General features: G+C 67.9%; 21 protein-coding genes. 11 read left to right on the top strand and 10 right to left on the bottom strand.

Translation table 11 applies throughout. The annotated features are described in order from the left end of the window. Nucleotides 1-11 precede the first annotated feature (11 nt). From CFB81_RS21170 to CFB81_RS21155, 4 genes are all read right to left on the bottom strand, one after another. A complete protein-coding gene (locus CFB81_RS21170) occupies nt 12-1,202 on the bottom strand; it encodes an MFS transporter (protein ID WP_089436404.1) in 1,191 nt (396 codons plus the stop codon). A 265-nt stretch (nt 1,203-1,467) separates the two neighbouring features. Then, on the bottom strand, nt 1,468-2,544 hold the full coding sequence (locus tag CFB81_RS21165) for a HAMP domain-containing sensor histidine kinase (protein WP_089436403.1): 1,077 nt from the start codon (nt 2,542-2,544) through the stop codon (nt 1,468-1,470). A 142-nt stretch (nt 2,545-2,686) separates the two neighbouring features. After that, nucleotides 2,687-3,070, bottom strand: a complete 384-nt coding sequence (locus tag CFB81_RS21160; RefSeq protein ID WP_089436402.1) for a response regulator transcription factor — start codon at nt 3,068-3,070, stop codon at nt 2,687-2,689. A 133-nt stretch (nt 3,071-3,203) separates the two neighbouring features. Further along, entirely contained in the window at nt 3,204-3,872 is a 669-nt protein-coding gene (locus CFB81_RS21155) for a response regulator transcription factor (RefSeq protein WP_069616455.1), read from the bottom strand. Between the two features lie 554 nt (nt 3,873-4,426). Here CFB81_RS21155 and CFB81_RS21150 point away from each other — a divergent pair. From CFB81_RS21150 to CFB81_RS21140, 3 genes are all read left to right on the top strand, one after another. Next, complete coding sequence (locus tag CFB81_RS21150; RefSeq protein WP_089436400.1) at nt 4,427-4,657, top strand: DUF4148 domain-containing protein; 231 nt, start codon at nt 4,427-4,429, stop codon at nt 4,655-4,657. 110 nt (nt 4,658-4,767) lie between these two features. Next, complete coding sequence (locus tag CFB81_RS21145) at nt 4,768-5,313, top strand: RNA polymerase sigma factor (protein WP_089436399.1); 546 nt, start codon at nt 4,768-4,770, stop codon at nt 5,311-5,313. Between the two features lie 185 nt (nt 5,314-5,498). Continuing rightward, complete coding sequence (locus tag CFB81_RS21140) at nt 5,499-5,930, top strand: universal stress protein (RefSeq protein WP_089436398.1); 432 nt, start codon at nt 5,499-5,501, stop codon at nt 5,928-5,930. Between the two features lie 23 nt (nt 5,931-5,953). Here CFB81_RS21140 and CFB81_RS21135 read toward each other — a convergent pair whose 3' ends face one another. The 3 genes from CFB81_RS21135 to CFB81_RS21125 form a co-directional block, all read right to left on the bottom strand. Continuing rightward, on the bottom strand, nt 5,954-6,412 hold the full coding sequence (locus tag CFB81_RS21135) for a DUF3331 domain-containing protein (protein ID WP_089437094.1): 459 nt from the start codon (nt 6,410-6,412) through the stop codon (nt 5,954-5,956). 96 nt (nt 6,413-6,508) lie between these two features. After that, nucleotides 6,509-6,898: a BON domain-containing protein gene (locus tag CFB81_RS21130; RefSeq protein WP_089436397.1), complete on the bottom strand. Its 390-nt coding sequence runs from the start codon at nt 6,896-6,898 to the stop codon at nt 6,509-6,511. A gap of 326 nt (nt 6,899-7,224) precedes the next feature. Next, nucleotides 7,225-8,472, bottom strand: coding sequence for a sensor histidine kinase (locus CFB81_RS21125; protein ID WP_249190214.1), 1,248 nt, complete (start codon nt 8,470-8,472; stop codon nt 7,225-7,227). 467 nt (nt 8,473-8,939) lie between these two features. On the opposite strand from CFB81_RS21125, the gene CFB81_RS21120 reads away from it, so the two are divergent. The 7 genes from CFB81_RS21120 (at nt 8,940) to CFB81_RS21090 (ending at nt 17,360) form a co-directional block, all read left to right on the top strand. After that, nucleotides 8,940-9,617 (top strand): TetR family transcriptional regulator, encoded by a 678-nt coding sequence (locus CFB81_RS21120; RefSeq protein WP_069616448.1) that lies wholly within the window; start codon nt 8,940-8,942, stop codon nt 9,615-9,617. Nucleotides 9,618-9,665: 48 nt separating this feature from the next. Then, a complete protein-coding gene (locus tag CFB81_RS21115; protein ID WP_089436395.1) occupies nt 9,666-10,520 on the top strand; it encodes a xanthine dehydrogenase family protein subunit M in 855 nt (284 codons plus the stop codon). Beyond that, nucleotides 10,501-13,323 carry a molybdopterin cofactor-binding domain-containing protein gene (locus CFB81_RS21110; protein ID WP_089436394.1) on the top strand — a complete coding sequence of 941 codons (2,823 nt, stop codon included), beginning with the start codon at nt 10,501-10,503 and terminating at the stop codon, nt 13,321-13,323. Before CFB81_RS21115 ends, CFB81_RS21110 begins: the two co-directional genes overlap by 20 nt. Before the next feature lie 28 nt (nt 13,324-13,351). After that, nucleotides 13,352-14,629, top strand: coding sequence for an MFS transporter (locus CFB81_RS21105; protein WP_089436393.1), 1,278 nt, complete (start codon nt 13,352-13,354; stop codon nt 14,627-14,629). Between the two features lie 283 nt (nt 14,630-14,912). Next, a complete protein-coding gene (locus CFB81_RS21100; RefSeq protein WP_089436392.1) occupies nt 14,913-16,397 on the top strand; it encodes a PLP-dependent aminotransferase family protein in 1,485 nt (494 codons plus the stop codon). Between the two features lie 95 nt (nt 16,398-16,492). Next, nucleotides 16,493-16,930 (top strand): carboxymuconolactone decarboxylase family protein, encoded by a 438-nt coding sequence (locus CFB81_RS21095; protein WP_027805767.1) that lies wholly within the window; start codon nt 16,493-16,495, stop codon nt 16,928-16,930. Between the two features lie 10 nt (nt 16,931-16,940). Then, the gene (locus CFB81_RS21090) at nt 16,941-17,360 is read left to right on the top strand and encodes a cupin domain-containing protein (RefSeq protein ID WP_089436391.1); all 420 of its coding nucleotides are present in this window, start codon (nt 16,941-16,943) and stop codon (nt 17,358-17,360) included. Nucleotides 17,361-17,469: 109 nt separating this feature from the next. Here the strand turns inward: CFB81_RS21090 and CFB81_RS21085 are convergent, their stop codons facing one another. Continuing rightward, nucleotides 17,470-18,696, bottom strand: a complete 1,227-nt coding sequence (locus tag CFB81_RS21085) for a porin (RefSeq protein WP_089436390.1) — start codon at nt 18,694-18,696, stop codon at nt 17,470-17,472. A gap of 480 nt (nt 18,697-19,176) precedes the next feature. Next, nucleotides 19,177-20,244 carry a squalene/phytoene synthase family protein gene (locus tag CFB81_RS21080; RefSeq protein ID WP_089436389.1) on the bottom strand — a complete coding sequence of 356 codons (1,068 nt, stop codon included), beginning with the start codon at nt 20,242-20,244 and terminating at the stop codon, nt 19,177-19,179. A 369-nt stretch (nt 20,245-20,613) separates the two neighbouring features. On the opposite strand from CFB81_RS21080, the gene CFB81_RS21075 reads away from it, so the two are divergent. Further along, on the top strand, nt 20,614-21,756 hold the full coding sequence (locus tag CFB81_RS21075; RefSeq protein ID WP_089436388.1) for a glycerophosphodiester phosphodiesterase: 1,143 nt from the start codon (nt 20,614-20,616) through the stop codon (nt 21,754-21,756). Between the two features lie 70 nt (nt 21,757-21,826). On the opposite strand, the gene CFB81_RS21070 is transcribed toward CFB81_RS21075, so the two are convergent. Further along, nucleotides 21,827-23,452 (bottom strand): rhodanese-related sulfurtransferase, encoded by a 1,626-nt coding sequence (locus CFB81_RS21070; protein WP_089436387.1) that lies wholly within the window; start codon nt 23,450-23,452, stop codon nt 21,827-21,829. Between the last annotated feature and the right edge of the window lie 11 nt (nt 23,453-23,463).

Below are 23,463 nucleotides of genomic sequence, written 5' to 3'. Positions count from 1 at the left end.
TTGCGCCGATTTCAGAACACCGCGAGCGACACCCGCTTGCGGTGCTCGACGACGGACAGCAGCAACGCCGCCAGCCCGCATGCGGCGATGAGCGTCAGCAGCATCGTCCTGCCCAGGGTGACCAGCACCAGGCTGCCGAGCGCCGGGAATCCGAACACGCCGACGAAGTACGATGCGACGAACCACGTGAGCACCGCGCGCCGATGCCGCGCAGCGGCGCTGTTGACGGCCTGCGCCTGGACGATCGGATAGATGAGGCCGTAGCCCGTACCGAGCAGCACGGCGCTGGCCGAATGAAGGAGCGCATGGTGCGGCACGGCGAACGTCACCGCGACGCTCAGGATCATGAAGCCGAGCAGGATCTGCGTGGTCGCATCGACGCGCATCCGGATCACGAGCGCGCTGAGCAGCCAGCGGATGACGACCACCGTGGCCGAATACAGCCCGAAGAACGTTCCGGCCTTCACGCCGGTTTCCTGCGCCATCGACATCTGGAACGTCATCAGGCCCGAGAAGACGCTCGAGCCGAGCGCGATGATGGCGATCGGATAGATCGCGTGCGTGCGGGCAATCGCCATCATCTCCCGGCCCCATCGTTGCCGCACCGGCCGCGCGGCGGGCAGCGACGCCGGCGACAGCCGGCCGAAGCATTCCAGCATGACGGCGGCCATCGCGCACAATCCGCCGACGGTGCAGAACACCGTCCCCGTCGTCCAGTGCCAGTTGCGTATCGCGAGCGACGCGACGGCCGGGCCGCCGCCGACGCCCGCCATCTGAAACGACCCGAACCGCAGGAACCAGCGCTCGCGTTCGGTATCCGTGGTGCGCTCGGCAAGCATCATCGGCGCCGCGAGGTAGAACGCGCCCCAGCCGACGCCGACCAGCAATCCGGGCACGACGCTCAGTGAGCCGGCGCGGTCGATCAGCGCAAAACCCACGACGCCCGCGCCGACGACGAGCGCGGCCAGCGCAGCGGTACGTGCGGTGCCGATCGAATGGGCAAGCCACGCGACCAGCGGCACGCCGATCAACGCGCCGACCATGGCTTCGACCAGCGCGACGCCGGTATCGACGTCGCCTCCGCCCGCCGAACGAAAATGCATCGACAACAGGAACGTCGCGCCGTATCCGCATGCCGTCAACAGCGCGCCCAGCAGCACGAACGATGCGCCGCGCGCAGACATCGTGTGGGGATCGGCCATCGTGCCTCCTGTCGTTTCGAAATTCCGGCCGGATCTGGGGTCGGCGGCCCGGGTGGGTTCACGCCCTGGGACAAGCGCGCCGCGGTCCTGAACAGCGATGCGCCGACCTCACCGACGAGCCGCTCGGCCCGCCGGTCCTTCAGTCGACCGTCGCAGTCCAGGAATGCCGCGCCTGCCTTCCCGATTGGACGCCCGCCATGTATCCGGCGTGTGTCGCCGGCGTATCGAAATGTATCGGGGAAACGGACGCCCCCCAGCGATGCGTTCATGCAGGCGCGAGCGGCAGTATCACCGTCGCCTCGAGGCCGCCGGTGCTGCGATTGTTCAGTTGCAGGTCCCCCTGCATCGCCCGCGTGAGCCGGCGGGCGATCGCCAGTCCCAGCCCCGATCCCGGCGCGCGCGCTGCCGTCTGCGGCGCGCGATACCAGGGTTTGAACACCGCCTCGAGCTCCGCCGGCACGATACCCGGCCCCGAATCCAGCACGGTCAACATCACGTGCCGCGCGTCGACGCGCACACACAGGCGGACGTCGTCCCCGTAACGCAACGCATTGTCGATCAGGTTGACGAGCACGCGGCGCAGCGCGTGCGGGAACGTCACGAGAGGATGCCCGACCCGTCCGTCGAGATCGACGGTCAGGCCCGCGTCGCGATAGCTGTCGACCAGCACACCGAGCATTTCGTCCGCGTCGACACGGCGCGGCGGCTCCGGCACGCTGCATTGAAGTCGGGCGCACGCCAGGCTCGCGTCGACCAGTTCGCTCATCTCGGCAAGATCGCGCTCGATCGCGTCGCGCAGCGCACCGTCATCCATCATCCCGCTGCGCAGCATCATTCGCGTGAGCGGCGTGCGCAGGTCGTGCGCATAGGCGGCCAGCACGTGCAGCAATTCCGTCATGCGTTCCGCATGCTGACGGTGCGCGCCGTTGATCGCGCGTGCGAGTGTCGCGATCGATGGCGCGCCGCGTTCGGCCCACGTATCGGGAAGCGCCTCGATACCTTGCTTGTCGATGGCGTCGGCAAGCTCGCGCACGATCGCATCCAGCCTGAGCATCCGTAGCCACGACCACAGCGCGGTCGCGACCAGCGCGAACAGGATCGCCACGGCCGCGGCGATCAGCAGACCCTCGCTTGCCACCGGGCGCAATGCGGTCGCGAACGTCGCGCGTGCGTCGTACATGCCGGCCGCGACCAGTGGCACGCCGGCGAGGAGCAGGAGGCGCACCGACCACACGACGAGTTCGCGCGGATGCGGGAACACTGCGCGGGCGACGCCGCGCAGGCTGCGCGTGGCCCGCGATTCAAACACAGTCGCTGACGATAAGGTAGGAATGTGCTCCATCTTCGTTCTCCTGTCGCCGTCGCGGCGGACGGTACAGGACAGATGAAAACACGCGCATGGGGGCGTGCACCATCAAACGAGCGGCCATTCACCCCCTACGAAGGTTTAGGTTGCCGCCGCGGCAACCGCAACCGCCAGGCGCTCAGCCGCGCCGGAGCGCGCGGGCGAGCCACCCTTCGAGTTCTCGCGCATCGATCGGTTTTTCGAGGAGACACAGCGCGGTGCTCGCGCGCACGCGCTCGCGCTGGCGGACGGTGGCGAACGCCGTGACGAATATGGTCGGAATGCGCGCGCCGGCGGCTTCGATCCGCGACAGCACGTCGATGCCGTCCATCCCGGGCATCTGGATGTCGCAGATCAGGCAGCGCGTGCGCGCCACCCGGTCGGACACGAGGAATGCCGGCGCCGACGCGAACTCGCACGCGTCGCCGCCCAGCGCGCGCACGAAGCTTCTCACGGCGGCGCGCACGAACGGATCGTCGTCGACAATCGCTACGAGATCGGTGACTGAGAGTGAAAGAGGCATCCGCGCTTATGGCCAGGGGAACGAGCAGGCTCGCCCCACATACTGCTACACAAGTCGCCAGCATACCGTCACGCCGCCGAGCCGCCACCATATCTACGTATGGGTCGGCTTGCTCCCGACGGCGCCGCCGCCGCTACCGCGACGGTAATTCAATGCCGAGCGCGGTCATCTTGCGCACCAGTTCCGCGACGGAACGGCACTTCATCTTTCGCATCGCCTGGCCGCGATGGATCTTGGCCGTGATCTCGGCGATGCCCATGTTGCCGGCGACCTGCTTGTTCATCAGGCCCGTCGCGACGTGTTGCAGCACCTCCCGCTCCCGCGGCGTCAACGATTCCCAGCATTCGCGCAGATCGCGCAGCGACTGGCTGGCCTCCAGCCGCTGCGCGTCGCGATCGAGCGCCGCGACCACCGCATCGATCATTTCCTGATCATGAAACGGCTTCGTCAGGAAATCCATCGCGCCGGCCTTCATCGCCTTCACCGTCATCGCGATGTCGCCGTGCCCGGTCATGAAGATGATCGGCATTTGCGGGCCGCCATTCTCGACCAGCGACTTCTGGAACGCGATCCCGCTCTGCCCGCGCAATCGCACGTCGAGCACGAGGCAAGACGGCCCCGCCCCCTTCGGCGCCGCGAGAAACGCTTCGGTCGACGCAAACGCGCATACCGCCAGATCGATCGAGCGCAACAGGCTGACGAGCGCAGCACGCACGAATTCGTCGTCGTCGACGACGTAGACGACACGGCCGCTCCGATCGTCGGATGAAGTCGCCACGTTCGGCATTCTGATCTCGGGCATTGAAATATTCGCTGATGAATTTGCTGGGATGGCCGCGTGGCGGCGCGAAGGCATCTCGATGCACGCGGTGCGGCCGCCGCTCGAAGCGGGATGCCCCGTTCGCATCGTGCGGCCGGGCACGTTGCCGCGACGCATGCGGACGATGCCCCAACGATCGCCCACTCTGCCGGCATCAATGAAAACACGCGAACGCTCCGATTATTCCAGTCGCAATTCACCGATGCAACCGCGTGCGCATCGCGCTCGGCCGTTCGTCGGCTTGCGCGCCCTCGTCACAGCGCATGACCGCCGGTCGTGCACCGGCGTCCGCGCGGAAACGGCGTTGCACATCGACCGCGCCGACGCACGCGTCGGTATCCGAATGTATCGGGCTTCGAGGCGGATACATGACATTGCAAAACACCGCGCGCCGGACACATGCGAGATACCTCCCCGGCGTTCAATACACACACGGCGGAACCTGATACGAACACGACGCCGCGGGCGCAGGCAGGCTCCCGACGCCATCAGGTGACGCAAATACGTTCCGATCCATCCTTCTTCAGGAGCCCAGCATGAACACTTCGAAAATCACGCTCGCATTCGCCGCGCTCGCGCTGACTGCATCGGCCTACGCGGCGTCCCCGGCGGAAACGGTCGCCGGACATTCCGACGTGCCGGCCGCCAGCCAGTGGGCGCCGCTCGCACCGATGGCGAAGACCCGCTCGGAAGTCCGTCAGGAGCTGGTGGCGGCGCGACAGAACGGCGAGCTCGACGCGCTGAGGAAACTCTATTCCGGGCATTGAACGGCAGCCCTCGTATCGGGCCCGGCACGGGCGGGACACCTCCGGCGTCCTCGCCAGCGCCCGGGCCGTCACTGCATTTCGTCCCATGCAGGGGGCACGCCCGTCTGCCAATGAAGCCAATCGAATTTTCAACGATGCTTCCCGACATGCTGCCGCGTCTGCGGTCGTTCGCGCTGCGTGTGACCGGGAATCGACACGACGCGGACGAGCTCGTGCAGCGCGCATGCATTCGCGCGCTCGAGCGGGCTCATCAATTGCGGTCCGATACGGCGCCGGTCAGCTGGGTCTTCTCGATCGTTCATTCGATCTGGCTCAACGAGCTGCGGCGACGCAATCGTCGCGACCGCCTGCTGCTCGCGTGCAGCGACGCGCTGCTGGAAACGGTCGCCGATCCGCGCGCAGCGCCGGAGACCACCGTGGCCGTCCGCCAGATCGTCGACGTCGTCGAACGGTTGCCCGAACCGCAGCGCATCGCGTTGCTGCTCGTCAGCGTCGACGGGCTGAGCTACCGGGAAGCCGCGTACACGCTCGACATCCCCATCGGCACCGTCATGAGCCGGATATCGCGTGCGCGCAAGGCGATCCGCATCGCGCTCGGCGGCGACGCGGCGCGCACGTCGCGACACAACTTCACGGGTTCCGTGACCGGCGGCTGATGCCCGTTGCCGCGGGCAGGTCAATCGACGCGGGGGCGCATCGCTCGCGGCGCGTCGCGGCAATGCACGAACGGCGACGGAATAAACGACGTGCGTGGCGTGTTCAGTGTAGGCAATCGCATCCGCCGCGGGGGATGCGACCGGGCGCCTACTACTCGACACGAAATATGTCAGCACTTTCCAGAATGCTACTCGTCTATGACGAAACCGACGAGGCACAGGCCGCGCTCGCGCGATGTGCGGCGCTCTCGCACGCGCTGTCCGCCGCGGTCGACGTCGTGACCGTCGTGGATCCCGTGACCGCGAACGCGCAGACAGGCGGCCTGCTCACCGATCTCGCCCATCATCGCCTCGAGGAATTCGCGCGCGACGCACTTCAGCGCGCGATCGTCACACTCGCGGACGACGGCATCGACGCGCGCGGTTTCGTGCGATTCGGACGCGCGGCCGACGCCGTCGCCGCCCACGCGCTGACCACCCGTCCGGACATGGTCGTCGTCGGACATCGCGCCAGCAGCGGGTTCGCGCGCTGGTGGCGCGTGCGCCCGGTTCACTTCGATCTCGCCGAGCGCCTTCGCGGTGCGGCGCTGATCGTCGTGACGGTCCCGTCCGCCTAGCGCCGCCGCTCGCACCGCCCGCATCACGCGTCCGGCTCGATCGCGTCGGGCACCGATACGCCGGCGCGCGACTGAATGGTCGCCGCGAGAATCATGCGTTGCCGGTTGGCGGGCAGGCAAACGTCGCTCGAGCGCGGACGGAACACGCGATCACCCCGCGCGATCGCGCTTCCCGTCAACGCGCAGACCGCCGGCTCGCGTGCGCGGCTGCGGCACCAGATCTGCTCGGTATACCGTCCCGAACGCGAGTCGCTCCATGACACGCTGATCATCGACGACGACAGGCACTCGATCACCTCGATCGCGTAAAGCGAGTCTTCACGCGCGAGCGTGTCGTCGTCGTCGCACCGGCGCCGGCCGAAGCGGCGCGACTTGTATCGCGTGCGCTGCGCTTGCCGGCAAACATCGCGTTGCTCCAGCGAAGGATCGAGGACATTGATCAACGTGCGAATCATGATGTCCGCTTCGGGCAGTGTCGCCATCATCGTTTCTCCCATCCGGTCGTGTCGGTCGTGTGAAAGCGGACGCACGCGAGCGCCACGGCGCGGCCATCCGCCTGCGGTGCGTCCGCCCGTCGCTCAGGCGCCGCCTTCCGAGCGCAGCGTGATCCGGCTGTTCACCGACGTGACGCCGCGCACTTTCCGCGCCGCGTCGACCGCCAGACGATCCAGGTCTTCGCTTTCCACCTGGCCCGTCAGCGTCACGCGTCCGGTCGACGCGTTGCCGAACACGACGATCGGCTTCCCTTCAAGCCCCTTCGTATGGGACAGTGCCTTCTGAACCGACCGCGAGAACGTGCGATTGGCCGCACGGACCGCCTTCTTCGACGTGCCGGCCGCCGGCGTCGACGTGAGCGCGGCATCCGCGCCGGCCGTATCGGGTCGTTCGTCCGCGAACGCGCGCAGGTTCGTGCCGGCGATCAGGGCGACGGCGAGGCCGCCGGAGGCGACGATGTGTCGGAGTTTCATGATGGGTTCCTTGGGTGTCTGGTATCGGGTCGACAAGCACATGTGTTCCGGCGACCTGCGTCGTCACGATGCGCACGCATCACGTCCGCGCCGCGTCGCGATTCCGACTCGCTGACGGGTCGGTCGAGCCGTCGTCAACGTGAATCGTGTACCGGTGAAGCGAGCATAAGGCGACGCGTCGGCGTGCTCCATAGCATCTGCAGCTAGCCGCATGACGCGTCGGCATGAGTCGCCGCATACGTTCGTATAGGCATCCGGTCTGCATTGCCCGCGACGTGCGCCGGTCCGCACCGATTCACGCCCCGACACATCGCACCCGTATCCGCTCACATGGAAGAAACCGGCAGTGTCACCGTGGCGCGCGTACCACCGTGCTCGCGCGGCGCAAGATCCAGCTGACCGTGGTGTGATTCAACGATGGACTTGCAGATGGACAGCCCCATGCCCATTCCGTGCGGCTTGGTGGTGAACAGCGGTTCGAACAGGCGCGCCGCCAGCTGCGGATCGAAGCCGTCGCCGTTGTCGTCGATCCGAATGCGCACGAGGTTCCGATCGGATTCGCATGTCAGGACGATGACACGCCGTCCATCAGGTGTACCAATCATCGATTCCGCGCCGTTCATCAGCAGGCTGATGATGGCCTGCTGCAGCGGCACGCGTTCGCCGCGCATCGGTATCGCGGACGCACATCCGTCGACACGCAAGTTCACCTTCATCGCGTCCAGCGTGCTTTCGAGTATCTCCGCCGCCTCGCGCAGCACATCGGCAAGGTCGAACACGGCGAGCACGGGCGCCGCGCGCCGTGCCCGGGCGCGCAGCGCACCGATGATGGTCCGCGCACGCACCGTGCACGCACAGATGTGCGCAAGCATCTCGCGAGCGGCTTCGATGTTCGGCGCGCCGCGATCGAGCCATTTCAGCCCGGCACGCGCGGACGTGTCGATCGCCGTGACGGGCTGGGCGACCTCGTGCACGATCGAGGCCGCAAGCTCTCCGTACGCGGTCAGCCGACTGGTGCGGTCCATTTCGGATTGCGTTTCGCGCATCGCGGCTTCGACGCCGGCCAGGCGTGCGCGCTGCGCGCCCAGCTCGTCGCGCAGCCGAAGGTTCTCCAGCACGCATCCTGCATGCGGCGCAATGATCTCGACCAGTGCGGCCTTCGCCGGCGTGAACATGCCCGGCAGGTCGCCATGCTCGAGATACAGTGCGCCGATCAGTTCACCGTTGCACCGTATCGGCACGCAGATCACCGAGCGCGGCTTGCGGCGGCGCACATAGTCGTCCGTTCGCCAATGGTCGGCGGCGCACGCATCGCGCAGCACCAGGCCGTTGCGCAAGTGCACGGCGGCGGCAATGATCGGCACGGGCAGCCGGTCGACCGGCCGCCGCTCGGTGTGCGGTCCGTTCGCGGCCGTCGCGACGGCCGCTGCCTGCCAGCCGCCGTCGCGCAGCACCGCGATCACGCCCCACGTTGCCCCCGCCCCCCGCAGCGCCGACTCGAGCAGGGTCGCGACGCGCGTCGCGGGCGAAGCCTCGTGCGCCATCGCGCGCGAAACGTCGCGCAACACGTGCATGTCGACCGACAGCAGCGATCGTGACATGAGTTCGTCGAAGGCCGGGCCCGCTTCGGCGCCGCCCGGATCGGCGAGCGATTTCCATGGCGTCCGCGCAGCGAGCGTGCTGCAGGCATCGTCGAGTTCGTTGTTCATGGGTCTATCTCCTGCTTGCCGGCATCGGCCTATGCCAACCTGAAATCAACATTTCATGTAGTGAGTACTCCACAAACGAATGGTAGCAGCAGTTTCTCAAAATAAAAATGTGAAGATAGGGTTCACACCTCCTCCATGCGGGCCGATACGTCGATCACGGCACCCTCAACCCATTGAATCAATTACCTATTTATGATTTGTTGCGAACCCGGCGAGAGTTCCGTAGAATCCTTAATTCATGTAGCGTTCCCTGTACGAAAGTTCGAGGAATGCCGCTGTTCCAGGTTTCTTTCAGGCGGCAAGACGAGGTTGCCGGTCGCCATAGGAGCGGTATGACTCAAGCAACAAAAGCCAAGACGGTGCGCGGAACCGGTGTCCGGGAGGCAGCGGCACAGGAAACCCGCGACAAGATCCTGCGCGCGGCGACCAAGGTCTTCGCGCGCTACGGCTACGAAGGCGGCAGCGTGGAGCGGATCTCCAGGCTGGCGAAGTCCTATGACCGGATGATCTACTACTACTACGGGAGCAAGGAGGGCCTGTTCGTCGCGGTGCTGGAAGGCATCTATCGGCGGATGGACGAGGCGGAGCTCAAGATGGCGCCCGATCCGTCGAATCCCGTGGAAGCGCTCAAGACCGTGATTCGCTTCAAGCTGGACTACTATTGGCGCAATCCCGATTTCATCACGCTGCTCAACACCGAGAACCTGCACCAGGGCAAGCATTTGGCCAGGCTCGAGCGCCGGGGCGAATATTCGTCGCATGCGGTGCAGAACGTGGCCAGGATTCTCGAAAGCGGCGCCGAACAGGGATTGTTCCGCACGGAACTGAACGCGCGCGACGTTTTCCTGCTGATCATTTCGGCAGCGTATTTTTATACGTCGAACCGCCATACGTTGTCCGCGTTCCTCGGCGAGGAACTGAATGCGCCGGAGGCCGTGCGCCGATGGGAGGCGTTCGTCATCGACAGCGTGCTGCGGGTCGTCCGCAAGGATCCGCCGATCGGCGATTGAGCGTGTAGCGGCACCGATGTCGCCCCTCGTGACCATGACGATGCAGAGATGAACTACGTTCGCGCCCATACCCTCGACGAAGTGCTCGGTGCGCTCGCGGCGCAGCCGCGGCCGCGCATCGTGTGCGGGGCCACCGACGCATTTGCCGATATCGGGCTCGTGCCGGCACGGTCGGCATGGCTGGATATCAGCCGCGTCGACGCGCTGCGCGGCATCGAGCTGAACGACGGCGTCGCCCGTATCGGCGCGGCCGCCACGTGGGACACCATCGCCCGCACGACATGGCTCCCCGTGGCGCTAACGGACGCAGCCGCTTCGATCGGCCCCCGGCAGATCCGCGTCCAGGGCACGATTGGCGGAAACGTGTGCCATGCATCCGCCGTCGCGGACGGCATTCCCGCGCTGCTGGCGCTCGATGCGAGCGTCGAACTGGCCAGCGTGCGCGGCATGCGCCGCTTGCCGCTGGCCGAATTCCTGCTGGGCAACCACCGGACCGCGCTGGACGCCGACGAATTGCTGGTGGCGCTGCTGTTTGCGCGCCCCCGCGCGCACGCGCGTACGTCGTTCATCAAGTGCACGAATCGCGACGGCGCGGCGATCGCCGTGGTGTCGGCCGCCGCGCAGTTGCGCGTGGGCGCCGCAGGGGCGATCGAGGCGGCCGCCGTTGCCGTCGGCGGCGCCTCCGCCGTTGCGCGCCGGATGCAGGTGCTCGAGAATGCACTGACGGGCCGACGGCGTGACGAACTGGCCGGCGTGCTTGCAACGTCGCCGCTGGACGAGCTGTCTCCGGCCGACGACTGCCGGGCGACCGCACTGCATCGCCTTCATCTCGCGCGGCTGGCAATCACGCGCGCTTTCACATGCTGCATCGAGGAGAACGCACGTGGCGCATCCCCGGCCTGACCCGCTTGCCGACGTTCGCGAGACCATCGCGGGCGACGGCCCGGCGATTTCGCCGGAACCGGACTGGTTCGACCTCAACGGCACGCGGCGGCGCCTGCCGGCGGACCGCTCGCAGCGCCTCGTCGACCATCTGCGTGCGGACCTGCGCCAGTTCGGCACCAAGGAAGGCTGCCGCCAGGGCGATTGCGGCAGCTGCACGGTGATCGTCGACGGCGACGCACGCTATGCGTGCCTGATCCCGGTCGGACAGATCGCGGGGCGTCGTGTCGTCACCGTCGAAGGCCTTGCCGGCGGCACGCGATGCGGCGGCCGCCTGCAGCAGGCATTTCTCGCCCACCAGGCGGTGCAATGCGGTTTCTGCACGCCCGGCATGCTCACCGCGGCGGCGGCGGCCATCGACGCCGGCGAGGTAAGCGACCGCGCCGGTGCGCGGGCCGCGATCGACGGCGTGCTGTGTCGCTGCACCGGCTATCAGAAGATCGTCGACGCGGTGACCGAGGTCGGATGCGGCGCCGCCGCGCGGTGCCGCACGCCCGCGCCGTCCGAAGGGCCGTCCGTCGGCGTGCCGCTCACGCGTCTCGACGGCCCCGAAAAAGTCGACGGCAGCCAGCGATTCGGCGCCGACGACTACCCGGCCGACAGCCTGTTCGTGCGCGCGGTGCGTTGCCCGCATCACCGCGCACGTTTCGCGTTCGGCGATCTCGCCGCCTTCGTCGACGCGCATCCGGGCGTGCATCGCGTTCTCACCCACGCCGATGTGCCGGGCATGAACCTGCACGGCGTCGCGACGCCGTACGCGGACCAGCCGGTCCTTCCGGATACCGAAACACGCCACCATCTCGAGGCGGTCGCGCTGGTGGTCGGCGAGCGCGCCTCGATCGCGGCGCTCGACCTCGACCGCTTTCCGGTGCAGTGGGCGCCGCTGACGCCGGTTCTCGCGATCGCCGACGCCGTGCTGGACGACAGTCCGCAGTTGCACGCCGATCGCCCCGGCAACGTGCTGATCGAGGGCGTCGTGCGCCGTGGCGACCCGGAGCGCGCGATACAGGATGCCCGTCACGTCGTCAGCGCAACGTTCCAGTCCAGTTTCGTCGAGCACGCGTACCTCGAGCCGGAGGCCGGCTGGGCGCGACGCGTGGGCAACGTGATCGAAATCCATTCGTCGACGCAGGCGCCGCACCCGCATCGCGCCGACCTCGCGCGCATTCTCGGCGTTGCGCCGGAACAGGTGCGCGTCGTCGCGACCGCGGTCGGCGGCGGCTTCGGCGGCAAGCTCGACATGACGGTCCAGCCGCTGCTCGCGATCGCGGCCTGGCATCTCGACCGGCCCGTCGCGATGGCGTTCTCGCGCGAGGAATCGATGGCCACGTCGACCAAGCGCCATCCCGGCCGCATGACGTCCAGCATGGCCGCCGATGCCGATGGCCGGCTGCGCGCGGTGACGTTCGAAGGCGACTACAACACCGGCGCGTTCGCGTCCTGGGGGACGGCCGTCGCGAATCGCGTACCGGTGCATGCGGGCGGCCCGTACGTGATTCCGCACTACGCGGCGCACACGCGGGCGATTCATACGCACGTGACGCCGGCCGGCGCCTTCCGCGGCTTCGGCGTGCCGCAGACGACGATGTCGCAGGAACAGCTGATCGACGAGCTGGCGTTCGCGGCCGACATCGATCCGCTCGAGTTCCGCGCGCTGAACGCGTTGCGCCCCGGCGATACGCTGCCGACCGGGCAAGTGCTCGACGACAGCGTCGGCCTCGTCGCATGCCTCGATGTGCTGCGTCCCGCGTGGCGTGACGCGCATGCGCGGATCGCGACGCTGAATGCGGCGTCGCCCGGCCACATTCGCCATGGCGTCGGCGTCGCGGCGTTCTTTTACGGCTGCGGCAACACCGCATTGCCGAACCCGTCGACCGTCCGCTTCGGCATCCGGCGCGACGGCACGATCGTGCTGCACCAGGGTGCGGTGGATGCCGGCCAGGGCGCGAACACGGTCATTCCGCAAATCGCGGCCGACGCGCTGGGCGTACCGGTCGACCGGCTGCGATTCGTCGGCCCGGATACCGCGCTGTCGCCGGATTGCGGGCGCACGTCGGCGTCGCGACAGACCTTCATCACCGGTCGCGCGGCGTTCCTTGCCGGCACGGCGCTGCGCCACCGGCTGCTCGCGTTCGCCGGCGCGGCGTCCGATGCGCGGATTTCGTCCGATGCGCGCGGCATCGCCGTCGACGGCCATCCGCTCGATCTGCGAACGCTGCCCGTCGATGCGCACGGCTACGTGATCGCGGCCGAGGAGCGCTTCGATCCGCCGACCACGTCGCTCGATGCGTCGGGGCAAGGCACGCCTTATGCAACCTACGCGTTCGGCGCGCAGATGGCGGAGGTCGCGGTGGACTGCGAAAGCGGGCGCGTGCGGGTACTCAAGGTCGTGGCCGCGCACGACGTCGGCAGGATGGTCAATCCGACGCTGCTCGAAGGACAGGTCGAAGGCGCCGTCGCGCAAGGCGTCGGCATGGCGCTGATGGAGAAGTATCACCCCGGCCGATACAACAATCTGCACGACTACGTGATTCCGACCGTGCACGACATGCCCGACGTGCAGTCGATCTTCATCGAGGCGCCGACCGCCGTCGGACCGTACGGAGCGAAAGGCATCGGCGAGCCGGCACTCGTGCCGACGGCCGCGGCCATCCTGAACGCGATCCATCACGCGACCGGCGTGCGCATCCGCGAAGCGCCGGCCACGCCGGACGTCGTGCGGCGCGCACTCGCGACCGGCAAACGGCCTTCCGCGCTTCGATAGCGCCATTCCTACTTCGCGAACAACAACAATGACGACGACGAGAGATGCCGACGAAGCCACACTGCGAATCGCGCCGCGCGCGTCGTGGTACGCCGAACTCGATTCCGCGGGCAAACGCGCGTTCAAGGCAGCGTTCGCCGGCTGGGCGACCGATGCGTTCGACTTCATGGTGTTCAGCTTCGTGCTGGCTTCGCTGATCGACCTGTGGGGACTCGATCGCGGCAAGGCCGGCCTGTTGAGCACCGTGACGCTGATTTTCTCGTCCGTGGGCGGCTGGATCGCGGGCATCCTCGCGGATCGATACGGACGGGTCAAGGTATTGCAGGGGACGATCCTGTGGTTCTCCGTCTGCACGCTGGCAATCGGTTTCGCGCAGAACTTCGAGCAGATCTTCGTGCTGCGCGCGCTGCAAGGGCTCGGCTTCGGCGGCGAATGGGCCGTCGGCGCCGTGCTGATCGGCGAAATCGTCGCACCCGCCCATCGCGGCAAGGCGGTCGGCCTCGTGCAGAGCGGCTGGGCCATCGGCTGGGGCGGCGCGGCGATCCTCTACAGCATCGCGTTTTCGGTCCTTCCCGAGTCGCTGGCGTGGCGCAGCCTGTTCTGGGTGGGTATCGTGCCCGCCCTGCTCGTCCTGTACGTACGCAAGCACGTGCCCGAACCGGAGGTGTTCGTGCAGGCGGACGCCGCCCGCAAACGAGGCGCAGGCCAGCCGTCGGTGTGGGCGATCTTCTCGCGCGCGCACGCACGGCGCACGGTGCTGGCCGCGCTGCTCTGCACCGGCATCCAGGGCGGCTTCTATGCGATGTCGACGTGGCTGCCGGCTTTTCTCAAGATCGAGCGGCACCTGTCGGTGCTCGATACGGGCGCCTATCTGTTCGTGATCATCGTCGGGTCGTTTTGCGGCTATGTCGTCGGCGCGTATCTTTCCGACTGGTGGGGGCGCCGACGCAACTTCATGCTGTTCTCCGCGCTCTCTCTCGTGTCGGTGTGCGCGTACCTGACCGTCCCGCTCTCGAATGCACAGATGCTGTGGCTCGGATTTCCGCTCGGCTTTTCCTCATGCGGCATCTTCAGCGGAGTCGGTGCGTACCTGACGGAACTGTATCCATCGACTTTCCGCGCCAATGCGCAAAGCTTCACCTACAACTTCGGACGCGGCATCGGCGCGCTGTTCCCGAGCCTCGTCGGGATGCTGAGCCATTCGCTCGGCCTCGCGCTGGCCATCGCGATCTTTTCCGGCGCAGCTTATGGCGTGGTGCTGCTCGCCGTCCTGCTGCTGCCGGAGACGAAGGCGAGGTCGCTTTGAATGCCGGATCGCGCAGCGCAATCTCGATGTGTTGATTCGCACCGACGTGTGGCCGGGTGACGCACGGCGTCCCGCCCTCGACCGCCCACCGGCCGAACAACCCGACAACACCGCAGCAGTTCGCCTTCGGACAGCACGGCCCCCTCGGTGGTGAGCGCGTCATGGATCGCAAGGCACCGACGGACGATGGCGACCGCGCCAGCCTGCCGCGAACGGCCGCCGCCCGGTCGACTTCCGGTATGCTGATCAAGGCGAAATCCCGGGAATCAAGGTAACCACTGCGATGGACATCGCGATCCGCATCGAAGGCCGTCACGACCTGACGGGGCAAATTTTCCGGCAACTGCGCACGGCGATCGTCGACGGGCGTCTCGAAGGCGGCGCGCGGCTGCCGTCGACGCGCGATCTCGCGAAACAGCTCGGCGTGTCGCGCAAGACGACGCTCGACGCGTTCGAGCGTCTCGTCGCCGAGGGTTACCTGACGACGCGCGCGGGCGACGGCACGTTCGTCGCCGGCGGCCTCGCGCGCGTGCCGCATGCCGCGGCGACGTCGGCGCCGTCGATCGTCGACGACATGCCGCGCATCGACGCGGTCGATGCACGCGCGCTGTGGAACGACCTGCCCGACGCACTCGCGATGCCCGCGCCGCAGGACTCCCCCGGCTTCGACTTTCGCGGCGGCGTAACCGACAAGACACTGTTCCCATTCGACGCCTGGCGGCGCTGCCTGCATCACGCGCTGCGCCAACAGGCACGCGGGCCCGGCCAGTACCACGACCCGGCCGGCGATCCGCAGTTGCGCGGCGCGATCGCGCGCTACGTCGGATTCAGCCGCGCGGTCGCCTGCAGTTGGGACGACGTGCTCGTCACGCAAGGCGCGCAGCAGGCGCTCGACCTGCTCGCGCGCGTCGTCGTCCGGCCGGGCGACGTCGTCGCGGTCGAGGATCCCGGCTATCCGCCCGCGCGCGCCGCATTCGCGTCGCTCGGCGCGACGGTGATCGGCGTGCCGGTCGACGCGCAGGGCCTCGTCACGGAACGGCTGCCGGACGACGCGCGGCTCGTCTACGTGACCCCGTCGCACCAGTTCCCGCTCGGCATGCCGATGACGCTCGATCGCCGCGTCGCGCTGCTCGAATGGGCACAGCGCCGCCGCGCGGTGATCATCGAGGACGACTACGACGGCGAATTCCGCTTCGAGGGCCGGCCGGTCGAATCGCTGAAGAGCCTGGACCGCACGGGCCTCGTTGCGTACGTCGGCACGTTCTCGAAGACGATCTTCCCCGAGCTGCGGATCGGCTACGCGATTCCGCCGCGCGCGCTGCGCGGCGCGCTGGCCAAGGCGAAGCAGATCGTCGACTGGCACACGTGCACGCTGACGCAGGCGGCGCTCGCGCGCTTCATGCTCGAAGGCGATTTCGCGCGGCACCTGAAGCGCGTGCAGAAGCACTACGACGCGCGTCGCAAGATGCTGGTCGCGCACCTGCGCGGCGGACTCGCGCCGTGGTTCGACGCGATCGTGCCGACCGCCGGCATCCATCTCGCCGCGCACCTGAAACCGGGGCTCGACGAAGCGGCGCTGGTCCGCGCGGCGCGCGCGCAGGACATCGGCCTGTACGGGATTTCCGCGTTCCACGTGGGCGTGCCGGCGCGCCCCGGGCTGCTGTTCGGCTATGGCGGGATCGACGCGCTGCGCATCGACACGGCGCTCGCGAAGCTGGCCGGCTTGCTGGAGGCCGGCATCGTAGACGGGTCGCCACTGGTTACCTGAATTTGCACGGAATTGGCTATTCAAGCAGGCCAATGCGGTGCTTAAAGTGGGTCCTGTCGCGCCACCCCGGCGCACCCAACCGAAGAGGACCTGCCATGCAACCGCGCCTGAACTTCTATGCCGCCAGCCCGAATGCGATCAAGGTGATGCGCAACGCCGAGGAATTCCTCGCGAAAAGCTCGATCGAGAAGCCGCTCGCCGAGCTCGTCCGCCTGCGCGCGTCGCAGATCAACGGCTGCGCGTTCTGCGTCGACATGCACACGACCGACGCGCGCAAGGGCGGCGAAACCGACCGCCGTCTCGCGACCGTCGTCACGTGGCGCGAAACGCCGTTCTTCACCGAGCGCGAACGCGCGGCGCTGGAATGGACCGAGGCGCTGACGCTGGTGGCCGGCAACCACGTGCCCGACGCCGTATGGGAAGCCGTGAAGCCGCACTTCACCGACGAGGAACTGTTCGACCTGTCGATGCTGATCGCGACGATCAACTCGTGGAACCGCTTCGCGATCGCGTTCCGCAAGATGCCCGAGTAAGGAGCCGACGATGATCCGTTCACCGCTCCATCGCGTCGCGCTGTGCGCCGGGCTCGTGCTCGCCGCGGCGCTGCCGGCCGCCGCTCACGCGCACGACGCCGGCGACAACGTGCACGCGATCATGCAGCAGGCCGTGCCCGAGGCGCCCGGCAAGCTCGCGGTCGTCGCGACGGTCGACTATGCGCCCGGTCAGGTGTCCGAACCGCACAAGCACCTCGGCTCGGTGTTCGCCGTCGTGTCGAAAGGCGAAGTGCTGTCGCAGGTGAACGGCGGCCCGCTGCGCCGCTATCGGGCCGGCGAAGGCTGGTACGAGCCGCCCGGCTCGCGCCATCAGGTATCGCGCAACGCGAGCGCGACCGAGCCCGCGCAACTCGTCGTGTTCGGGTTGACGGGCGAGCATCAGCCGCTGAAGTCGCCGATCGATCAGTGATCCGATGAGACGGATCGCGCATCGGCTCGCGACGTAAACGAAAAAAACCGGCCCGAAGGCCGGTTTTTCATCCCGCATGCCGTGAGCGGCGCTCGCGCGCCGCGCGACATCAGAAGCGGTGGATCAGGCCGACGCCGACAGCGATCTGGTTCTGCTTCGAACCTGCGCCCACACCGTCGCCGATCGAGGTCGTCGCCGCAACGATGCCTCCCGTCGGGGTAATCGTGTTGCCGCTCGCGTGCTGGTAAGCCTCAACTGCGTACAGGCCCGTGCGCTTCGACAGGCTGTAGTACTGCGACACCGTGACCTGATGGTACTTGGCCGCGCTGGAGACACCGTTCGACTGCGTTGCCGCCGTGTACGAGTAGCCTGCCGCGAAGTCCCACTGCGGCGCTGCCTTCCAGTGCAGCACGGCGCCTGCCGTGTTGAAGATCGCCGTGTTCTTAAAGCCCGACAGCGTGCCCGGGATGTACTGGACGTTCGAGTACGACACCGAGATGTCCCATGCCGGCGTGAACTGATAGCCGGCCGTCACTGCCACGCGCTGCTGCGACTGGGCGAACTGGTAGCCGTTGTTGATCGACGACACGGCGGGCTCGACGCCGTTGGTGCCCGCTGTGTTCAGGCCGTTCTGAACGGTCGAGTTCGCGCCCCACGCACCGCCGCCGAGCGATGAGTTGTTGACACGCTGATAGCCAACTGCGATGCCTGCCGGGCCGTTCAGGTACTGGATCGCCGCGCTCCACGTCGAGCCGCGGTTGAAGCTGCCCGCCACGCCGCCGAGCGAGTACGAGCCACCGACCGTGAAGCCATAGAACTTCGGCGACATGTAGACGATCGAGTTGTTCGCACGGTAGCTCGTATCCAGCGAGTCGATATCGCCCGGGTGCGCGCCGTAGTAACCGGTCAGCCAGGTCGTCGGGCTGTACGGCGACAGCAGCGTGTAGTACGCGGTGTACTGGCGGCCGGCCGTCAGCGTACCGTACGTCGGGTTCGTCATACCGACCCATGCCTGACGCGTGAAGATACCGCCGCCCTGCGACCATTGCGACGTGCCGTTATTCGCGTTGAAGCCGGCTTCCAACTGGAAAATCGCTTTCGTGCCGCCGCCGAGGTCTTCGCTGCCCTTCAGGCCGAAGCGGCTGCCCGCCCAAATGCCGGTGGCCATCTGCACCTTCGAGTGACCACCCGAGGTTGCGCCGGTGCCCGACGAGTTGTTCTGCCAAGCAATGGCGTTGTCGACGATACCGTACAGCGTCACGCTGCTCTGGGCGTGGGCGGCGGTAGCGGCTGCGAGACCGACTGCCGTCATGGCGAAAGCGACGCGCTTTTTCATTGATTCTCCGTCCTCAAAGAATGTTTCTTTTCTGGTGTGGTTTTATGACCGACACATGTGCGAGTACATGCCGACGCGATTCTGACGGATTACCGATTGTTTCCCAACATGTGCAGTCGGTCATCGTATGATCGACGCAACGCAGCGGTTCACCAAACGGTTACAAGACAGCCCCAAACGCTTGCTCAGCGGGTGTTTCCGGCATTTCCCGGTGAAAACCCTAGCTTTACATTTTTACGGGTGCAACACGACCGTCCGATGTCGTCAGACGCCTTCGGCGACAAAACGTCTTACCAATGCGCGATCGAAGCTGACGCCGCGATTCACGCCGCCGCGCAGGATCGCCGACGTTCGTGACACCCACATTTCGAGACACGAAATCATGAAAACGTTTTTAGTCGACGTGCCGGGAACCGGACGGGTACGGTCCGGCGAACGCGGACCGGGAGGCGATGCCGGCGCGTGTCGCGCCGGCGATCTTCAGGACTGCGTGGCGGGGCGCGCGAGCCGCGCGGACACAGCATCGGCGAGCGCGGTCAGGCGCGTGCGGATCGCCGTGTTCGAACCGACCAGCGCGAGCGACGCCGCCATGATCCGGTAGATACGCTTTCTCGGCACCTTGGCCGGCTTCGCCGGATCGAGCCACGCCGCGTGGCCGGCCAGCAGCTCGAGCGTTTCGAGGCCGATCATGATCGGCCACAGGCACGCGAGCCGCAGCCGCACGAAACGGCGCGGGATCGCGAGCGTATACAGGCAGGCGTCGCGATACTGGTCGAGCGCGACGCGCAGCAGGTCGACCAGCACGCCGCGCGCGCGCGCCGAACCCTCGGGCCGCATCAGGTCGGCCACCACGAGCCCGTGCGCGCGCAGCACGTCGTCGGGCAGGTAGCAGCGGCCGATGCGCAGGTCCTTCGCGCAGTCGCGCAGGATGTTGGTCATCTGCAGCGCCTTGCCGAAACGGATGCCCTTCTCGCGCATGTCCGCCAGATCCCAGCCGCGCGCGGCGCGCGTGTGCATCCCCGTCATGTCGGTCCAGAATTCGCCGACGCAGCCGGCGACGAGGTACGTGTAGCGGTCGAGCACGTCGCGCGTCGGCAGCGATGCGACCTGCCCCGACTGCTCGTCCGGAAACGTGCGCAGATCGAATTCCATCCCCGCGGTGAGCGTCGCGACGACCTTGCGGATCGACGCGCGATCGGCCTCCGGCTGCGCGCGCAGCAGCGCGAGCATCGGCTCCATCGAGCCGAGCAGCAGGTGTTCGTGCGAATCGGTCTGCATCCGCGTCACGTCGTCGAGCGAACGCGACAGCGCCACGCCGTCGCCGAGCCGCTCGATGTCGTCGCGCAGGTCGGTCAGCAGCGCCGCACGTCGGTCGGGCGCGACGAGCGCCGTGTCGGCGATCGTGTCGGCCGCGCGCGCCAGCAAATACGCGAGGCCGACCGGGTCGCGCATGCCGTCGGGCAGCACGCGCAGCGTCAGGTAGAAGGAGCGGGAAACGTTCTTCAGCAGCTCGCCGAGCAGATAGGCGGGATCGGTATGGGTCGTCATGGGTCGGGAAAAATCGGCCGGCGCGGGCCCCGGACGCCCACGGGCGCCGGGCGCCCGCGCCGGCCCGCGAGTCGCCGCATCGTCGCGCCAGCCGGGCGTGGGCCCCGGTGCGGCGATGCAAAATTCCCGCAAGTTTAGTGCATCCGGCGCGCGGGTTCGCTGTGACGGCCGGAATGCGGTGCGCGCCCGCCTGCCGTCACGCGCGCTGCCGTGCATGTCGCCGCCCCACAACGAAACGGAAAGGCTGACGTAATACATATGTAATTATTCAATGCGACGATCGCGCACCGTTCGACTCCGCAGCCCGGCGCCCTGCCGGGCCGCCGGCGCGAGCACCCTTTCCCGACTCCGTTTCGAAGGTTCATCGACATGCTCCTCAAGCGCCCGACCTCCCTGCGCTACGTCCCGTTCGCCTGCGCCGCCGCGTTCCTGCTCGCCGCGTGCGGCGGCGACGATCTGACGCGCGATCCCACGCAGCCGATTTCCGCGAAGGTCCAGGTGGTCGGCCATCGCGGCGCGAGCGCGCTGCGCCCCGAACACACGCTCGCGTCGTACCGCAAGGCGATCGAGGACGGCGCCGACGTGATCGAGCCCGACCTCGTGTCGACCCGCGACGGCGTGCTCGTCGCGCGCCACGAGAACGAGATCTCGGGCACGACGAATGTGTCGGCGCTGCCGCAGTTCGCGAGCCGCAAGGCGACCAAGACGATCGACGGCACGCCGTTGACCGGCTGGTTCACCGAGGATTTCACGCTCGCCGAGCTGAAGACGCTGCGGGCGCGCGAGCGCATCCCGCAGGTGCGCCCCGCCAACACCGCGTACAACGACCAGTTCGAGATTCCGACGTTCGACGAGATCGTCGCGCTCGCGAAGCAGATGTCCGCGCAGACCGGCCGCACGATCCACCTGTATCCGGAAACCAAGCATCCGACCTACTTCCAGTCGATCGGCCTGCCGCTCGAGGACCGCCTCGTCGACGCGCTGCTGAAGGACGCGTACACGTCGCGCACGGCAACCGTCTACATCCAGTCGTTCGAGGTCGCGAACCTGAAGACGATCCGCAACCGGATCAAGTCGAGCCAGCCGAACTGGAAGCTCGTGCAACTGATGGACGAAGCCGGTCAGCGCCCGTACGACTTCGTGAAGGCGAACGACACGCGCACCTACGGCGACCTGTCGACGCGCGACGGGATGCGCGAGATCGCGACCTATGCGAACGGCGTCGGACCGTACAAGACGTCGATCATCGCGGTCGCCGCGGACGGCACGCTGCAGCAGCCGACGCCGTACGTGCGCTATGCGCACGAGGCCGGCCTCGTCGTGCATCCGTACACGTTCCGCCCGGAGAACAACTTCCTGCCCGCGTCGCTGAAGGACGGCGGCACGCCGGCCACGCGCAACACGGCCGGCTCGGTGCGCGAGATCCAGGCGTACCTGCGCGCGGGCATCGACGGCTTCTTCACCGACGATCCGGCCGTCGGTCGCACGGCCGTCGATACGTTCAAGCGCTGATACCCGGCGCCGACCCGCATCGCGACCGGGCGCCGCGCACGACGGGCCGCGCCCGGTTGGCCCGCGTCGGTCAGATCGCCTTGAAGTGGTGCGTGCCGTCCCGCTTCAACTGGTCGACCAGTCCGTATTCCCAGTCGAGATACGCCTGCATCGCGGCGGCCGCATTGTCGGTGCCTTCGTACGGGCGCCGGTAGCGGTCGATGCGCGGCGACGCAAGCCGGGTCTCGCCGCGCTCGAGCGGCAGCCCGGCGTCGATCCACGCGGCCGTGCCGCCGGTCAGCACCCGGATCTCGGCCGACGCCGGCAGCAGCGCGCGGGCGTCATCCGCCGCGAACCGCGCGAGCAGGCTCGATCCGCACGTGAACACGTAGCGCTTCGCGGACGGAATCGCCGCCAGCGCGTCGCGCAACTGCGCGCGCACGGCAAACCACGCGCCCGGGATATGACGCTTCACGTAGTTCGCGCTGGCCGTCACGTCGACGATCGCGAGCTCGCCGGGCGCGGCTTCCTTCAGCCAGCCGGCGAGCGTCGCGGGCGACACGTCGGTCGCGGGCGGCGTCGCGGGCACTTCCCGCGGCGGCTGGCCGCGCTCGGTGAATGCCGCGGTGCCGGCCGGCTCGACGACGCGCACGTCCCAGCCCATCTGCGCGAGCCACGATGCGGTCATGTCCGCGCGCACGCCGTCATCGTCGGCCAGCACGATCCGCGCGCCGCGCACGGCCGCGTGATGGTCGGTCTCCTGCACGAGCTGGCCGCCCGGTGTGCTCAGGAAGCCCGGCAGGTGGCCGGCTTCGTATTCCTCCGGCGTACGCACGTCGAAGCGGTACAGCGTGCGGCCCGGTTCGTCGAGCGCCGCGACGTCGGCCAGTGCGATGCGCGGCACGCCGGCGCGCTCGGCCACCGCGCGGGCGGCCCGACGCGCTTCGTCGCGCTGCGTCGCGTCGATTTCGTCCGGAAAGCGGCGCGCCGCGCCGCGCTCGAGCGTCTGGCCGGCCAGCGTCCAGCCGATCGTGCCGTTGCGCAGCGCGGCGACCGGGTTCGGCAGCCCCGCGTTGACGAGCGACTGCGTGCCGATGATGCTGCGCGTGCGGCCCGCGCAGTTGACGATCACCTGCGTCCGCGGATCCGGCGCGAGCGCGCGCACGCGCAGCACGAGCTCCGCGCCCGGCACGCTGATCGACGTCGGGATGTTCATCGTCTGGTATTCGTCGAAGCGGCGCGCGTCGACGATCACGACATCGGCTTTCGCATCGATCAGCGCCTGCACCTGCTGCGCGGACAGCGACGGCGTATGGCGCTCGGCCTCGACCCATTCGCCGAACGACTTGCTCGGCACGTTCACGTCGATGAACAGTTCGCCGCCTGCGGCAACCCAGCCCGCGAGGCCGCCGTCGAGCAGCCGCACGTCGGTGTAGCCGAGCCGCGCGAGCGTCGCGGCCGCGCGCGGCGCGAGATCCTCGCCACCCGCTTCGCCGAACACGACGACCGGCGTGTCGCGGCGCGGAATCCGCGTCCATGCGTCGAGTTCGAGCTTCGACAACGGAAAGTTGGCGGCCCACAGCGGATGGCCCTGTGCGTACGGATCCTCCTCGCGTACGTCGATCAGCGCGATCTCGTCGCGGGCCAGCAGGCGCGCGCGTACGTCCTGGTACGACGCGACGGGAAAGCGGGAAGTGGAATCGGCGGATTGCGTCACGATGTCTCGAT

Origin of the sequence: Burkholderia sp. AU28863, from assembly GCF_002223195.1 — a bacterium.
Lineage (GTDB): Bacteria > Pseudomonadota > Gammaproteobacteria > Burkholderiales > Burkholderiaceae > Burkholderia > Burkholderia sola.
The sequence above is the reverse complement of the archived record's forward strand: the minus strand, read 5'-3'. Positions and strand labels throughout refer to the sequence as shown.

Bases quoted from the DNA above. Each gene is read 5' to 3' on its own strand.
- CFB81_RS21170 (WP_089436404.1), bottom strand. From the start codon at position 1,202: ATGGCCGATCCCCACACGATGTCTGCGCGCGGCGCATCGTTCGTGCTG.
- CFB81_RS21165 (WP_089436403.1), bottom strand. From the start codon at position 2,544: ATGGAGCACATTCCTACCTTATCGTCAGCGACTGTGTTTGAATCGCGG.
- CFB81_RS21160 (WP_089436402.1), bottom strand. From the start codon at position 3,070: ATGCCTCTTTCACTCTCAGTCACCGATCTCGTAGCGATTGTCGACGAC.
- CFB81_RS21155 (WP_069616455.1), bottom strand. From the start codon at position 3,872: ATGCCCGAGATCAGAATGCCGAACGTGGCGACTTCATCCGACGATCGG.
- CFB81_RS21150 (WP_089436400.1), top strand. From the start codon at position 4,427: ATGAACACTTCGAAAATCACGCTCGCATTCGCCGCGCTCGCGCTGACT.
- CFB81_RS21145 (WP_089436399.1), top strand. From the start codon at position 4,768: ATGAAGCCAATCGAATTTTCAACGATGCTTCCCGACATGCTGCCGCGT.
- CFB81_RS21140 (WP_089436398.1), top strand. From the start codon at position 5,499: ATGCTACTCGTCTATGACGAAACCGACGAGGCACAGGCCGCGCTCGCG.
- CFB81_RS21135 (WP_089437094.1), bottom strand. From the start codon at position 6,412: ATGGCGACACTGCCCGAAGCGGACATCATGATTCGCACGTTGATCAAT.
- CFB81_RS21130 (WP_089436397.1), bottom strand. From the start codon at position 6,898: ATGAAACTCCGACACATCGTCGCCTCCGGCGGCCTCGCCGTCGCCCTG.
- CFB81_RS21125 (WP_249190214.1), bottom strand. From the start codon at position 8,472: ATGCACGTGTTGCGCGACGTTTCGCGCGCGATGGCGCACGAGGCTTCG.
- CFB81_RS21120 (WP_069616448.1), top strand. From the start codon at position 8,940: ATGACTCAAGCAACAAAAGCCAAGACGGTGCGCGGAACCGGTGTCCGG.
- CFB81_RS21115 (WP_089436395.1), top strand. From the start codon at position 9,666: ATGAACTACGTTCGCGCCCATACCCTCGACGAAGTGCTCGGTGCGCTC.
- CFB81_RS21105 (WP_089436393.1), top strand. From the start codon at position 13,352: ATGACGACGACGAGAGATGCCGACGAAGCCACACTGCGAATCGCGCCG.
- CFB81_RS21100 (WP_089436392.1), top strand. From the start codon at position 14,913: ATGGACATCGCGATCCGCATCGAAGGCCGTCACGACCTGACGGGGCAA.
- CFB81_RS21095 (WP_027805767.1), top strand. From the start codon at position 16,493: ATGCAACCGCGCCTGAACTTCTATGCCGCCAGCCCGAATGCGATCAAG.
- CFB81_RS21090 (WP_089436391.1), top strand. From the start codon at position 16,941: ATGATCCGTTCACCGCTCCATCGCGTCGCGCTGTGCGCCGGGCTCGTG.
- CFB81_RS21085 (WP_089436390.1), bottom strand. From the start codon at position 18,696: ATGAAAAAGCGCGTCGCTTTCGCCATGACGGCAGTCGGTCTCGCAGCC.
- CFB81_RS21080 (WP_089436389.1), bottom strand. From the start codon at position 20,244: ATGACGACCCATACCGATCCCGCCTATCTGCTCGGCGAGCTGCTGAAG.
- CFB81_RS21075 (WP_089436388.1), top strand. From the start codon at position 20,614: ATGCTCCTCAAGCGCCCGACCTCCCTGCGCTACGTCCCGTTCGCCTGC.